Annotated in this window: 10 protein-coding genes and 3 pseudogenes; 6 read left to right on the top strand and 7 right to left on the bottom strand. The window is 69.3% G+C overall.

The genetic code is table 11. The annotated features are described in order from the left end of the window. Positions 1–245 precede the first annotated feature (245 nt). Positions 246–1103 carry an MBL fold metallo-hydrolase gene (locus tag ACZ4TV_RS26825; protein WP_468137522.1) on the bottom strand — a complete coding sequence of 286 codons (858 nt, stop codon included), beginning with the start codon at positions 1101–1103 and terminating at the stop codon, positions 246–248. A gap of 549 nt (positions 1104–1652) precedes the next feature. On the opposite strand from ACZ4TV_RS26825, the gene ACZ4TV_RS26820 reads away from it, so the two are divergent. Then, positions 1653–2450: a maleylpyruvate isomerase family mycothiol-dependent enzyme gene (locus ACZ4TV_RS26820; RefSeq protein WP_468137520.1), complete on the top strand. Its 798-nt coding sequence runs from the start codon at positions 1653–1655 to the stop codon at positions 2448–2450. 208 nt (positions 2451–2658) lie between these two features. Here ACZ4TV_RS26820 and ACZ4TV_RS26815 read toward each other — a convergent pair whose 3' ends face one another. Next, a complete protein-coding gene (locus ACZ4TV_RS26815; protein ID WP_468137519.1) occupies positions 2659–3234 on the bottom strand; it encodes a CGNR zinc finger domain-containing protein in 576 nt (191 codons plus the stop codon). 85 nt (positions 3235–3319) lie between these two features. Here ACZ4TV_RS26815 and ACZ4TV_RS26810 point away from each other — a divergent pair, with 85 nt between their 5' ends. Then, entirely contained in the window at positions 3320–4195 is an 876-nt protein-coding gene (locus tag ACZ4TV_RS26810) for an alpha/beta fold hydrolase (protein WP_468137517.1), read from the top strand. A 795-nt stretch (positions 4196–4990) separates the two neighbouring features. On the opposite strand, the pseudogene ACZ4TV_RS26805 reads toward ACZ4TV_RS26810, so the two are convergent. Together ACZ4TV_RS26805 and ACZ4TV_RS26800 are read right to left on the bottom strand one after the other, a co-directional pair. Next, positions 4991–5798, bottom strand: a pseudogene (locus ACZ4TV_RS26805) (IS5 family transposase). An 82-nt stretch (positions 5799–5880) separates the two neighbouring features. Then, a complete protein-coding gene (locus tag ACZ4TV_RS26800) occupies positions 5881–7212 on the bottom strand; it encodes a hypothetical protein (protein ID WP_468137515.1) in 1332 nt (443 codons plus the stop codon). A gap of 103 nt (positions 7213–7315) precedes the next feature. On the opposite strand from ACZ4TV_RS26800, the gene ACZ4TV_RS26795 reads away from it, so the two are divergent. Together ACZ4TV_RS26795 and ACZ4TV_RS26790 are read left to right on the top strand one after the other, a co-directional pair. Then, on the top strand, positions 7316–8014 hold the full coding sequence (locus ACZ4TV_RS26795; RefSeq protein WP_468137513.1) for a 4'-phosphopantetheinyl transferase family protein: 699 nt from the start codon (positions 7316–7318) through the stop codon (positions 8012–8014). Further along, a pseudogene (locus ACZ4TV_RS26790) lies at positions 8005–8287 on the top strand (hypothetical protein); the annotation flags it as partial. The gene ACZ4TV_RS26795 and the pseudogene ACZ4TV_RS26790, both read left to right, overlap by 10 nt. 1216 nt (positions 8288–9503) lie before the next feature. Here the strand turns inward: ACZ4TV_RS26790 and ACZ4TV_RS26785 are convergent. Next, positions 9504–10867: pseudogene (locus ACZ4TV_RS26785) on the bottom strand (IS1380 family transposase). 174 nt (positions 10868–11041) lie between these two features. Between ACZ4TV_RS26785 and ACZ4TV_RS26780 the strand changes: the two are divergent. Next, positions 11042–11494, top strand: a complete 453-nt coding sequence (locus tag ACZ4TV_RS26780) for a DUF4158 domain-containing protein (protein ID WP_468137511.1) — start codon at positions 11042–11044, stop codon at positions 11492–11494. A gap of 11 nt (positions 11495–11505) precedes the next feature. After that, positions 11506–11940: a recombinase family protein gene (locus tag ACZ4TV_RS26775; RefSeq protein ID WP_468137509.1), complete on the top strand. Its 435-nt coding sequence runs from the start codon at positions 11506–11508 to the stop codon at positions 11938–11940. 136 nt (positions 11941–12076) lie between these two features. Here the strand turns inward: ACZ4TV_RS26775 and ACZ4TV_RS26770 are convergent, their stop codons facing one another. Next, positions 12077–12733, bottom strand: a complete 657-nt coding sequence (locus ACZ4TV_RS26770) for a response regulator (protein WP_398561193.1) — start codon at positions 12731–12733, stop codon at positions 12077–12079. Continuing rightward, complete coding sequence (locus tag ACZ4TV_RS26765; RefSeq protein ID WP_468137507.1) at positions 12730–13872, bottom strand: sensor histidine kinase; 1143 nt, start codon at positions 13870–13872, stop codon at positions 12730–12732. The genes ACZ4TV_RS26770 and ACZ4TV_RS26765 overlap by 4 nt, the downstream gene beginning before the upstream one ends. Positions 13873–13879: the final 7 nt, after the last annotated feature.

Below are 13879 nucleotides of genomic sequence, written 5' to 3'. Positions count from 1 at the left end.
GGGATCACGAACCCGCCCAGCGGGCCGCGGCGACGCGGCGGCGCACCGGGTGGCCGATCAGGGACGTCACGACCTTCCGCAATCTTCAGGCCCGCGTGCCGCGCCAGCACGCCGACCGGATGCGGCCCCGGCCCGAAAGACGCCTACCACCTCACGGTCTTGGCTCCCGATCGACGGCCAGAGCGCCGAAAAGATCGGAACAACCACATGCCCACGCCGCCTCCCCCCTCGCCGAAGCGCCGCGATCACGCCGAAAGGAACGGCTCCGTCAGATGCGGCGTCGCCAGGTGCAGCGTGGTGGCCGCTTCGCGCGCGAGCATGCGCTTCCTGGAGTGCCGGGCCGCCTCAGCGTCGATCTCGTGCGCGTAGGCGAGCTCGGGGTGCAGGAGTTGCAGGGCGTGCACCAGGAGGTCGCCGGTGATGAGCGCCGCTTTGCGCCCGTCCTCGATCAGCACGCTCTGGTGTCCGGGGGTGTGACCGGGCGTGGCGACCGCCCGCCCGGTGCGAAGCGGCGTGTCCCCCTCCAGGAGCCGGAGCCGGCCGGCAGCCGCGAGCGGGTCGGTGAGGGTCTCGCGTAGCTGCGGGTTGAGTGCGTCAAGGGCTTCGAACTCGGCCCGCTGCAGCAGGTATTGCGCGTTCGGGAAGTAAGGGCGGCGGCCACCGATCGAAGCGTCGCCGTCCACCCCACCGCCCGCTGACGGGACGGCAGCCTCGCTCACCACCGCCCACCCGACGTGGTCGGTGTGCAGATGGGTGAGCACCACGGTGTCGACTTCGCCCGGGTCGATACCCGCGGCAGCCAGCGAGTCGGGGAGCACACCGGGCACAGGCGCCCAGGCGCCGGCCGGACTGTCCGCCGGACCGATCCCGGCGTCCACGACGGTCAGGCCCTTGTCGCTGCGGACCGCGTACGCGCGGAACTGAAGCCGCCAGCGCCCCTCGGCGTCGACCGCGCCCGGGTCGTAGCGGTCGGCCTCTACCCACTGTGTGGCCGTGGCCCCGGGAAAGGCATCGGCGCGGGGAGAGAAGAACGGGCCTTCGCCGTCGGCGAGGGCGATAATCTCGGCCGAGCCGACCCGCAGGCGGGGAACGTCCAGGGACATGACGTCGATCCTGCCATGCCTTCGGCGCCTGGAGAGCGGAACGGACCGTGCTGATCAGCCCCACCAGCACCAGCAGCAGCAGGGGGCAGGCAGCCAGGGACCTCCCGGGCCCGCACCCCTTCTCCAGGAACAGCCCGGTGATGAGGATCTGCGAAAACGGCCAGGCCCGCTCTCGATTCCCCACTTGGTTGCGCGTGCATCGAAGGCCGGAGTCGCCCGTCCCCGTAGGGTCCGGCGGCACGTCGCCCCCGGTGAGGCGGTTCCGCTCCACCCGGAGGCGGTCGCGTTCGCTGGTCACTACGACTTCGACCGGCAGCACGACCGCGCGCACCGGGTGGACGTCACGTCGCCGAGGTGCCCAGCGGCGCGGCGAGGCCAGAGCACCCACAGGTACGACGCCGGGCGTACCGCCACCACCAGCGTCCTCGCAGCAGTGCGCGGCATGTCACCCGAGCGGTGGGAGGCGAGGACGACGTCCGCAATGGCCAACCGGCGGCGACTGTGAAAAATCGCTGTCCGATCACCGGAGCACGGTGATAGATATCCGGCGTGGAAAAGAGTCTTGAGTTCCCTGACCTGCTGCGACTGATCGATGAACGGTCGACCGCCTTCCGCACCGCGGTCGCCGCCGCGCCCAGTCTCGACGCACAGGTGCCGACCTGCCCCGGGTGGACGCTGTTCGATCTGGTGAAGCACCTGGGTGGGGGAGACCGTTTCTGGGCCGCCATCGTCGGCGCGGGGCCTGCCGACGCTCCCCCGGCCGAGGCCACCGCTGCGCGCGCCGCTCTGGAAGTGCCGCGGGAGCGTGAGGCCCTGCTGGCCTGGCTGGCCGCGTCGACGCAGCTTCTGCTGAGCGCCCTGCGCGAGGCAGGACCGGACGCCGGCTGCTGGGCGTGGTGGAGTGCCCTGCAGACGCCGCGGACCTCTGGCGGAGTCGCCCGGCACCGGGTCCAGGAGAGCGCGGTGCACACCTACGACGCCCAGCTCGCCGCGGGCGCCCCGCAGCCGCTGCCGGCCGAGGTCGCACTCGACGGTGTCGAGGAGTTCCTGTTCACCTGCGTCGCGACGCCCAGCGCCTGGCCGCACAAGCCCACGGCCTTCGACTTCCACACCGCCGAGGGCCGCTCCTGGCGCCTCACGGTCGACGGCGACGGCGCACGCTCCACCCGCATCCCCGCGCCCACTGCCGCGACCGGCGAGGACTCGGACGCAGCCGGCGCCTCCATCCATGGCACGGCCAGTGAGTTGGTCCTCTACTTGTACGACCGTATCCCGGCCGACTCCTTGCACGTTGACGGAGACGCAGGGCTGCTCGACCTGCTCCGCGCCTGGGAGCCGGAGGAGTAGGACGTAGCGGGGGCGGTTGGCCGCGCCTCGAACCGGTAGGACACGACTCTTCGCCAGGTTCTGTCGGCGTACGGGTGAATGTGCTCAGCCAGGTACAGGTGAACGTGCTAGTCCTGGCTGTCCGTGGAAAGCACATGCCGGCTGGTAGGGGCGCTATGCCCGACGCCGTGGGTGAAGTGACGCCCGCCGGCCCAACGGTGTCGGCGGTTCAGTTGGCTTTGTGGCGCTGGTAGTAGCGGGCAACGCGGGCCCTGTTGCCGCACCTGGAGGCCGAGCACCAGCGGCGACGCGGATGGGTTTGCATGAACAGCATCACGCAGTCTTCGCCCTCACAGATACGGACCTTGCGGACTGCCGGATCGCTCAGCAGGCCGGCGGCGTCCTCTGCGAGTAGGGCGGCCAGGCGTGTGCCGGGGGTGCCTGGACGGTGGGAGGTGAGTGTGACTGAGCCGCCGTCCCAGACCAGTTCCTGGATGGCGGGCGCAGCATGCAATGCCGCGTTGACGCCGTCCAGGGCCGTTGCGGGTGGCCGCTCGCTGTGCCGGGCCGCGTGCACGGCGGCCGCGATGTGCTCGCGCACGGCATGCACGGCAGCCAGGTCGGCATCGGTGAGCGCTGCCGCGTCCGGTGTCGGCTCTGGGAAGCGTTCGGCCTGGAGGCCCAGCCATGACCTCAGCCGAGTGACGTCGGAGAGCAGGTCGACCGGGCCGTCGACGGTGTTCGGGCGGGTGTTGACCAAGTCGAGGGCCAGGGTCTCGCCTGTCAGCGGAGTGGGATCAACCATGCGTCTAATGGTACATGGGCATGTTGACGCATTAGCTTGACCTCCGTTAGAACTAATGCATCATCTCGACAGAGAGGCATGTGAAATGGCGCCGCTGGTCATCCCCCGCATCGTCCACCGCCACGTCGAGGTCGACGGCGTGCAGGTCTTCTACCGCGAATCGCTTCCGGCCCGGGGGGACGCCCCGGTCTTGTTGCTACTGCACGGCTTCCCGTCGGCCTCCCACCAGTTCCGGCGCCTCATCGACGCACTCGGCGCTCAATACCGGCTGATCGCCCCGGACTACCCGGGCTTCGGACACACCCAGGCCCCCAGTGGCTTCGCCTACACCTTCGACCGCCTCGCGGACATCACCGAGGCATTTGTGGAACAACTCGGCCTGGCCAGGTTCGTGATGTACGTCTTCGACTTCGGCGCTCCCGTCGGCTTCCGGCTGGCGACCCGTCACGCCGAGTGGATCGCCGGCCTGGTCGTGCAGAACGGCAACGCCTACGAACAGGGTCTGTCAAAAGGCGCCCGCGACTTCATCCAGCTCCGCCCGGACGTGCCTGGCGACGAAGGCATCATCCGCGACCTGCTGACCCTGCCCGCCACGCGCGGCCAGTACGAGGGCGGCACATGCGACCCCGAACTCGTCGCCCCCGATGGCTGGACCCTCGATCAGCACTTCCTGGACCTTCCCGGACGCAAGGAAGCCCAGGTCGCCCTAGCCTTCGATTACCACAACAACCTGAAGCACTACCCGCAGTGGCAGGCATGGCTGCGCAAGCACACCCCGCCCACCCTCATTACCTGGGGCCGCAACGACCCGTTCTTCCCCGAACCTGGCGCCCACGCCTACCTGAGCGACCTCCCCGACGCCGAACTCCACATCCTCAACACGGGCCACTTCGCATTGGAGGAGAACCTCACCGAAGTCGCCCCCCTCATCGCCGACTTCCTCGACCGCACCTGGACCTGAGCAGCCCCTGGTATCTGAGCACGTTCACCTGTACCCGGCTGAGCACATAGACGAGTACGCGGACAGGTTCGTCAGCCGCGGCACCGGGCTCAAACCCGCGAGGCGGCCTCGGGGCGTCACCAAGCCGACCGTCTACCTGGTCAGAGCTCGAACTCACGACCTCCGCACGATCAGAGACGAGTACATCGATAGCCGAGCAACCGCCGACCGGCTCGCTCTCCGTATCCAGCGAGCCGGCGGTTCTGCGTCGAGGCCGACCCCTGGCCGCGCTCCTGGTCCCACGAACCCGCCAGATGATCATTTGTCAGGTAGGCCATAGGTAGCTACTCTCCTCGCCAACCCGCTCAGCGGCGACCGCCGCTCTCGCCATCGGTGTACCCACCGCCTGTTCCAGCGTGGGAAATCCAAGTGAGCATGTCTGGCCAGCACCTGAGCGGCGGGTGGGGAAATTCGAAGAGCCTCATCACCGGACAGTCAAGGTGAGTCACAAGCCATAAACCAGTCGCTGGAGGCCGACTCCGCCCCCCGCCACGGGCAAGGGCCGTCACCCTGGAACTCGCCGACGTGATGGCCCTCGCACCGTGCACCAGCCCGGCTACGGGGCGGGGGTGTACTCCACGTCCGTCCCACCGCAAACTCGGCACAGACCCGGACGCGGACGCGGCCGCGCACTGACCTCTCGTCACCGGCCGGGGTCGGCTGCCTGCCTGGGGGCGGCCCGGCGGTACTACCCCCCAGAACACCGGGCGCCGGGCCTCGCCCGCGCACGCCATAGCGGCGCGCTAAGACGTCGTTTCATTTGGTGAGGCGGCGGTGACACATGAGGGCTGCGGCTATGGCGACGAAGGCGAGGACGTGTTCGGCCCTGCGCTCGTAACGGCGGTGGAGCCGACGGCAGCCGGCCAGCCACGACACCGCCCTCCCAACTAGCCACCGGTGGCGGCCGAGCGGTTGTGAGGACTCGTGCCCTTGCGGGCGATGCGATGTTCGGATGCCGCGCGCGCGAAGCCATCGCCGCAGCCGGCCGCAGTCGTAGCCCTTGTCTGCGTACAGTTTCGCCGGGCGCCGGCAGCGGGGGCCGCGGCGGGAGGAGATCGGCCAGATGCCCCGCACGAGCGATTCCAGGCCGAGGCCGTCGTGCATGTTCGCGCCGCAGACGCCCTACGAGAGCGGCAATCCGTTCCGATCGGTGATCAAGTGAATCTTCGATCCCGACGTGCCGCGGTCGGTCGGATTCGGTCCCGTCACAGGCCCCTTTCGCAGCCCGCATGCGGACGGAGTCGATCACACAGCGCGACCAGTCCAGTTCACCGCGGCCGCCAAGTTCATCGAGGAAGACACGGTGGAGACGGGCCCACACCCGGGCCCGGCTCCACCGGGCGAAGCGTCGGTAGACCGTCCGCCAGCTCGGGCCAAACACCGGCGGCAGCCGCCGCCACGTACAGCCCGAGACCGCCACGAAGAAGATCGCGGCCAAAGCTTCACGATCACCCGCTCGACGCCGACCGCCACCCCGCGGACGTATCACCTCCGTCGGCAAAACCACCCGCCGCAACAGCACCCACAACTCGTCCGGCACCAGCCGCTCAACCAGCCCCGCCATGCACAGTCCAACCAACCATCAAGCCAAAAAAAACGGTGCCTAAGCCCCGCGCCCCACGCCCGGCGCCCCGCGCCCGGCGCCGTCAGGTGCGCAGGGCGCGCGGCCCGTGCACGGCGCGCAGCGCCTCCAGCCGCTGCCGGGCCAATCGCAGATGGCGGGGATCGGCGCACGACACCCCACCCAAAAGACGCATCAGCTCCACCCCGCACTCCAGAGCCGACGCCCGATCCTTGAGCTGAGTCCAGCAATACAAGGCGCCGACCGCCGCGGCAAGCACCTCGGGAGCATCCGCGTCCTGACAAGCCAAACGGGCCTGACCGGCACCGATCCACAGCCCGGTCGCCAACCCGAAATCCCCCGCCATCCGGGCAAGATCGGCACGGATCTCCACCCACCGGATCGCTTCCAGCGAGGTACCCCCATGCCTCTGCACAACATGCCGCTCCCACGCCTGCGCCAGCGCGGCCGCCTCCACATGACGACCACCAACAGCCAAGGCATGAATATGCGGCCGCGGATCCCCACCCACAACGGAAACAGGAACGGGGACGAAGGCGGGGACGGGAACAGGCGCGGAAGCGGAAGCGGGGGCGGGGGCGGAGGCCTGAACCGGTCTCCACGGCTGCGGCTGGGACTGCGATTTGGACTGTTCCGGTTGCTGCGGGTGCAGGTACAGCTGGGGCTGCGGGTGCTGGTATTGGGGTTGGGGTTGGGGTTGGGGTGGTGTCGGGGGGCGCATGTCGAGTTCGCGGGCGCTGGGCAGGACCAGGGCGCCCGGTGGCAGCGCCGCGGCTCCCACCGCCAGGGCGTGCAACTGGACGTTGGGCGGCCGGGTGGGGCTGTGGCGCAGCTGGTCGATCCAGTGCCGGGTGTAGCTGCTCACCGCGCCGCCGGCGGCGCCGAAGGCGGGCGGGCAGATCACCCCGTACACCTCAGCCAGGGGGAAGGCGGGCAGACCGCCGTACTCCCGCAGCAGCGGCCAGGCGTCCTTGTCGGCGGCGAGGTCGAGCAGCACGGTAGTCAGCGCGGCGGGCCGGCCGCGCAGTTCGGTGCCCAGCCACTCCCAGGGCAGTGAGGTGTAGCGGACGGTGGCCGCTGTGGTTCCGGCCAGGGCCAGATGCAGGCGGCGGGCACGGCGGTCGACGGTGAGCCGCCCCGAAAGGTAGAGCAGCAGCGGACCGGGAGTGGCGGCGGCCGTACGCAGCCGGGTCACAACGGTGTTCGGATCACGGGCCCCGTCCAGACACACGGTGTCGCTGGGCAGTTCACTGCCCAGCAGGGCGCGGGCCGGCACCATCGCCAGCGCGGCGAGGTTGGCGCTGGGCGCGAGCTGTACCGCGCCTCGGCGTACGGCGGCGTCCCCGGCTATGAGCAGGACGTGCCCCCGCTGCCGCTCCGGTCCGTTGATGTGCATGAGCAGACGGTACTCACACCACCGCGGCCCCACGAACCCACCCGGAGGCCACCCGATCACGCAAGGCCCCACATCCCCGGCCTCGTGCTCTACTCTCGGTCAGGTGATCGAGTACCTGCATCAACTCGGCCGGAGCACACCGCAGATCGGGCCGGCGCCCACAGGCACCCAGACCGTGGTGTGGTCCCTGAACACCACGGCCGACACCATCGGCGGATACCAGGTCCGGGAAGCGGACACGGTACTGGACGCCAATGAACGCGAACGAGCCAGGCGGCTGTTGCCGCCCGGGACCCGACACCGCTACCTCGCCTCCCACCTCGCACTACGCGTACTACTCGGCGGCTACCTGGCACAGGCCCCCGACCAAGTCCGCCTGACACGGGAGGACTGCCCGGCCTGCGGCGGCCCCCACGGCCGCCCCGCCATAGCCGAGAACCCCCTCCACTTCTCCCTCTCCCACAGCGGCGACCTCGCCTACATCGCCCTCGCCACCACACCAGTCGGCGTGGACATCGAGGAAACACCCACCCCACAAGCCGTCACCGACATACTCAGCGCCCTACACCCAGACGAGAACACCGAGCTGAACGCCCTCACACCCAGCGAACGCCCCCACGCACTCGCCCGCGTCTGGACCCGGAAAGAAGCCTGCCTCAAAGCCCTCGGCACAGGCGTAGCACTCGGCCTGACCCAACCCTACGTCGGCTCCCACCCCACCCCAGCCCCCATCACCGGATGGACACTAAAAGACCTACCAGCCCCCACCGGCTACACCGCCGCCCTCGCCACCCGCACATAAAAAGAAACGAGGCACAGCAGACACAGACAGACGCGGACGCAAAAGAGGAACACAACAGGTCCCAGAAGCAGGTCCGCGCCCGCGTCGCTCAAGCCGCACGTCTTCGCCCGCATGAAGACTGGAAGATCCTCCGTGACTGCCGCCGCAAAGGGCGACGGCGTCCACCACGCCATACTCGGCATCGCCCGGATGCACAACCTCGCGCTCGCCGGCAGATCAGCGGGCCGTACGGCGGCCAGCCGTCCCCGAGGCGATCCGAAGATCTTTACGTGAGGGTGCCGGGGGCAAGTGTTTCCTGTGTTGTCGCGTCCAATAGTGAGGAGTTACTCAAAGGGTAAATTGAGCCTGCCTCTACGGGTCGCGCTGAGCGGAATTTGTCCAGTTGACGGGACAGTCCACTTTGCCGTAGGTCATACATCTTTCCGAGCCCGCTGGATTGCCCTTGCCAATCACAGGGGACCAACGGCGAGAGGCGACAAGGGTTCACCGCGCAGCCGGCTCGTCGCGAAGAATTGAGATGTGGGCGTGCCCAGTCGACCGAACTGCGAGCAGCTGACTGCCGTGATTGCCGTGATTGCCGTAAGGAAGTCCCCTTCCCGGCCTGCTCGATTCGGCGACATTCGCGAGTCCGTGTCGATTCGTTGAGCGGTTGAAGCAACAGAAAAGCGTCGACGGTAGCGTGAACTCTATTGGATCTACCGGTTTGACAGCTCGCTGTGCTAACAAGGAGAAAGTCCAGTAGACGGACGGATTCCCGGTGGCGCATTGCGCCGCGGGTTTGACCGGACCACGACCAGAAGAGGAGAACTTCATGCGCATACGTCATGCACTGACAAGCCTGGCCCTGGGGGGTACGCTCGCCCTCGGAGGCACAGCCATGCCCGCCCAGGCGACCGAATCCACGCAATCCGCGAGGGTCTCGGCCGACGACACAAACACCGCGCCCGATTGGCACTACCACAGCACGTACTACAATTCACCCTCGCCGTGCGTTGCTGCCGGAGAAGCCCAGGATCTCCCCTACAAGTGCCTTATGGGCTTACCCGGAGCGGTCTTGCCGTTCTATCTGTATCTCTGGTACTGACGATCGCAGGTCATTGACGTTTCTCAGCGCATAGCCAAGTGGCTGCTTAAAGCAGGCGAGTTGCGGGCAGGGCACTCAAGACTCGCCCGGCCCCCAGACGGACATCGAGCTCCTGGTGGGACGGTCGCCTCGGGCCGTGCTTGGTCGCATTGTGGCCCGCTCGTTCATCCGGCGAAGGCGAGGTTTCGCATCCGGGCGATTCCGCAGATGGCGTGGTGGACTCCATCGCCTTAACCGCGATCTTGCATGAGGGTCCGTCGGCCTGCTGACGGATCCTTTCGGCTTGTTCGGGGCGGCGGTTTCTGCGGGTGGGCAGGCTGAACGCCCGGCTGTCGCGTCGGGTGGGCGCCGGGTTCCACGGCTCCGGGTGTGAGGTGCTCGTCGGGACAGGTCGTTGTCCGCCGGTCAGCCGGGGCCCGGCAGGGCTTGCAGGCGGCCGAACGCGCTGGCGATCACGTCGGTCCAGGGCCAGTGGCGGGCGAGGCGGAGTACGCGGCGGCGGCCGGTGGTGACCAGTTGCGCGGCGGCGGAGAACAGCCGCAGCCGCAGGCGTTTGGGTTCCCAGCGCCGGGCCTGGCCGGTGAGGGCGAGCATCGGCATCCAGGCCAACAGGTCCAGGGCGATCTGGACGATCTCCAGCCAGAGCTGGTTCTGCGCGGCCGAGTGGAGGGGCAGGTTGCGCAGGCCGGTGTCGCGGGCGGCGCGGATGCGGTCCTCGGCCCTCGCCTGCTGTCGGTGCCGCAGTTCCAGAGCCGCGATCGGGGTGTTCTTGGTACTGGTGGCGAAGCAGGTGATCCGCATCCCGTCGGCGTCGGTGATCCGCAACTGGGCGCCGGGGTGGGGCCGTTCCTTGCGGACGATCAGCCGCATCCCTTTCGGCCACCCTTTTAGGCAGTCGCCGGCGAGTTCGGCGACCCAGGCGCCGTCGCGGATCTCCCCGCCGGGCTCGACCGCTGGGGTCCAGGCCGCGGCCGGGACCTTCAGGACGGCCTGGTGGATGGCGTCGGTGATGGTCATGCCGACCGAGTAGGACAGCCACCGTCCCCGCGCCGTCCGCCAGTTGACGAACGCGGGGGTGCCTCCGCCGGAGTCGGTGCGGATCAGGGTCCGGCGCCCGCGCCGGTGTTTCTTGGGCAGCTGGGCCAGCAGCCAGGCGGGTGGCTTCGATGTGGTCGGCGGTTGTTGCTGCCGGCGTTGCCCGGCCGCAGCAGGCCGGCCACCGGCTCTCCGGATCCGCCGGGGCCGTGGTCGACGAACGCGATCAGCGGGTGGTGCCCGAAGGTCTTCTTCCAGGTGGCGGCGGCGTGTTCCTTCTCGGAGTGGGCCAGGACCAGCACCCCGTCGATGTCCACCACGACCTCGCCGTCCGCGTCCGGGGCCGCCTGCCCGGCCAACCGTCACACGCACTCGCGGGCTTCGGCCCGGGCGCGCCGGATCGCCGCGAGTGGCCGCGGCCCGGCACCGGCGAGGGTGTCAATCGGGCGGGAGACGGTCGGGTCGGAGGCCACCGGGCCGAACACTGCCGGTTCGGCCCGCAGCATGCCGACATCGGCCAGGCAGTCCCCGCCCAGCGCGACCGCCAGCGCCACGCCCAGGAGGATCTTGCCCGGATCGTGCACCGCCCGGCGCTTGCGCCACGGCGTCAGCGCCGCCGACATCACCCGTTCCAGGCCGGTCTTGCGGACGGTCTCGGCCTGCAGCACCGCCCCGGCCTGGGACACCACGGTCCGGCCGCTGCCCTCGACGCGGACACGCGGGTAGGACCCGATACGCTTACTTACCTGAGAAGTGCTTCTTTCCTCGCGACCGACAGGACCTTCGACAAGCCCTATCGTTGCAGGTCAGGAGCACTTCTCGCGTTTTCGATCAAGCCTCGGACGGCAGCCCCCGTGAAAGCCCGAGGTTAGGCTCCTGACCAGGGTTTCCTGGTGTGGGGGGTGCCGGTGGCGAACCAGCTGTTCGCGGACGAGGAGTTGGAGCGTCTGCGGGGCTTCCCGGACATCGGCCGGGATGAGTTGTTCTGGTTCTTCACGCTGATGCCCGCTGATCTGGCGTTTGTGGATCCGGGCCGCGGTCGGGGTCCGGCTGACCGGCTGGGTTTGGCGGTGTCGTTGTGCACGTTGCCGTGGCTGGGGTTCGTGCCGGACAAGGTGACCGCGGCTCCGCCGGTGGCGGTGGCCCGGCTTGCCGACCAGTTGAACGTTGACCCGGACGAGCTGCGTTCCTACGGCCGCCGTGTGAAGGCTCGCCAAGACCATGTCCGTTTGGTGGCCCGGTACCTGGGCTGGAACCTGTCCGGTGCGCTGGAGCTCAAGGAGTTGGACGAGTTCCTGCTCGCGCGGGCGATGGAGCATGACTCGCCGACGCTGCTGTTTCGTCTGGCCTGCGATACCTGATCTCCGCGAAGGTGCTCCGGCCCGGCCCGGTCGTCGTGGTCGAACGGGTCGGTCACGCTCGCGCCGAGGCGCAACGGGAGACCTACCAGCGGCTGGCTGGCGAGTTCGCCGAGCAACGGTACACCACCACCCCCGGCGGAAGGCTGATCTTCCACCTCCTGGCAGCGATGGCCGAGTACGACCGGGAGATGATCGTCGAAGGCACCCTCGACGGTCTGGAGGCCGCCCGAGCCCGTGGCCGGGTTGGAGGCCGCAAACCCAAACTCGACCCGGCGGACGTCGCCCTGGCCCGCCAGCTCTACGACGAAACCGGCCCGGACGGTAAGCGCCGCCACACCGTCGACTACATCGCGACCCGGCTCCGGGTCTCCCGCAAGACCATCTACCGCCACCTGGACCCCGACGGCCGCCGCCAGCCGGACCCAGGTACTCGGAAAGGTCAATAACTGCTGGTCAGGGATATCCGCCGTATTTTCCGCCGATGCTACGGCGACCCCACCAAGGACGACTGTCAAGCGCAGGCCGCCGCCCTGCAGCCACCCGGCCGGGAACCAGTCGTCGTGCATGCTCGTCAGGTTCGGTTCAGTTCCCCACCCGGCCGGTGTCGTACGCCCACATCGCGATCTCGACCCTGTTTCGGGCGCCGATTTTGGTCAGCAGGCTGGCGACGTGGGTCTTGGCGGTCGTCAAGCCGATGAATAGCTCGGCGGCGATCTCGGCGTTCGTGCGGCCACGGGCGACCAGCGTCAGCACCTCCTCCTCGCGTTCGGTGAGCGGCTCGATCGGTTGGGTCCGTCGGCTCGACGGTTCCCTGGCGGCGAGGGTGGCTAGCAGCCGCCGGGTGATGTTCGGCGCGATCAGGGCATCGCCGACGGCGGCGGCATGGACGGCCTGGACGAGCAGCTCCGGCCCGGCGTCCTTGAGCAGAAAGCCTCGGGCGCCGGCCCGGAGCGCGCCCTGGACGTACTCGTCGAGGTCGAATGTCGTGATCACCACTACCGCGATCGGGTCCGGGACGCCCCGCCCTGCGAGGAGCTCGGTCACCTCGATGCCGTCGAGCCCGGGCATCTGGATGTCGACCAGGCACACATCGGGGCGGAGCCGATGCGCCAGCTCGACGGCGGCGTGGCCGTCGGCGGCCTGGCCGACGACCTCGATGTCGGGCTGCGCGTCAAGGATCATCGACAGCCCGGTCCGCACCAGATCTTGGTCATCGGCCACCAGCACGCGCACCGTCATCGGCGTACCTTCGTCGGCAGTTCGGCGTCGACCGTCCACCCGCCCTCGGGCGCCGGCCCGGCACGCAGCGTGCCGCCGAGCAGCTGCACGCGCTCGGTCATCCCCAGCAGCCCGAAGCCGTGGTTCACCGACCGTGCCAGGTCGATCTGTCCGTCGTCGGTCACGCGTAGTCGCAGCCTTCCCGCGCCCTCTACGACCTGGATCTCCACACGCGAGGCGTTGCGGGCGTGCCGCAGGGCGTTGGTCAGCGCCTCTTGCGCCAGCCGGTAGACCGCCGCGTCGACCTGGGGCGGAAGTTCGTCCATGTCATCTGGCAACTCCACGTCGACGACCGGGACCGGGTCGCGGCGGGCGAGGGACACCAGGTCGGCAACGCCGGGCTGGGGGGCGTACTTCGCCGGCGCTCCGTCGCGCAGCACCCGGACCATCGCCCGCATCTCCGCGAGCGTCCGCGACGCTTCCCCTTCGATGACCGCCAGCGTCTCGAGCGCCGCTTCAGGTCGCTGCCCGGCCATCGCCCGGCCCGCCTGCGCCTGCACAGCGATCGCCGAGACGTGGTGGGCGACCATATCGTGCAGCTCGCGCGCGAGGCCGACCCGCTCCTGGCTGCGGATCTGGTCCAACGCCCGGCGCCAGCTCTCGGCGCGGTAGCGGAACGCCGCTCCGCCCGCCGCCGCCGCCGCCAGGATGGCGAACCCGCCGATGACGTCGACCGGCCCGGTGTAGTCGGTCGCTATGGCGAATGCCGCAGCGACCGCCACCACCGCCAGCCCGATCACGATCTCGCGCCCTGAGCCCCAGCGGACCAGCGCGTAGACGAGCACCAGGATGTAGACCATCGTGTTCAGGCCCACGCTCGGGACCCCGCCCAGCAGGCTCGCCAGTCCCAACGCCATGCCGGTGCCGAAGCCCACCACGACACAGGCCAACGGGTGGGTACGCCGCCACAGCAGCACCGGCGCAAGTCCGACCGCCACGATCGTCGCGAACGGCCGCCAGGCGACGTCGTCCCGGAGGACTCCCTCGAGTAGCGCCGTCACCATCAACACCCCGACCAGCACCCAGTCGCGCGATACCCGTTCGGGAGCGTCCGTGGCGCGGGGCTCGGCCCACAGCGAGCTCAGGGCGTTGGTGATCACACACCCA

The sequence above is a fragment of the Streptomyces sp. NPDC028910 genome (assembly GCF_055564955.1).
This window is presented reverse-complemented; position numbering and strand designations above follow the sequence as displayed.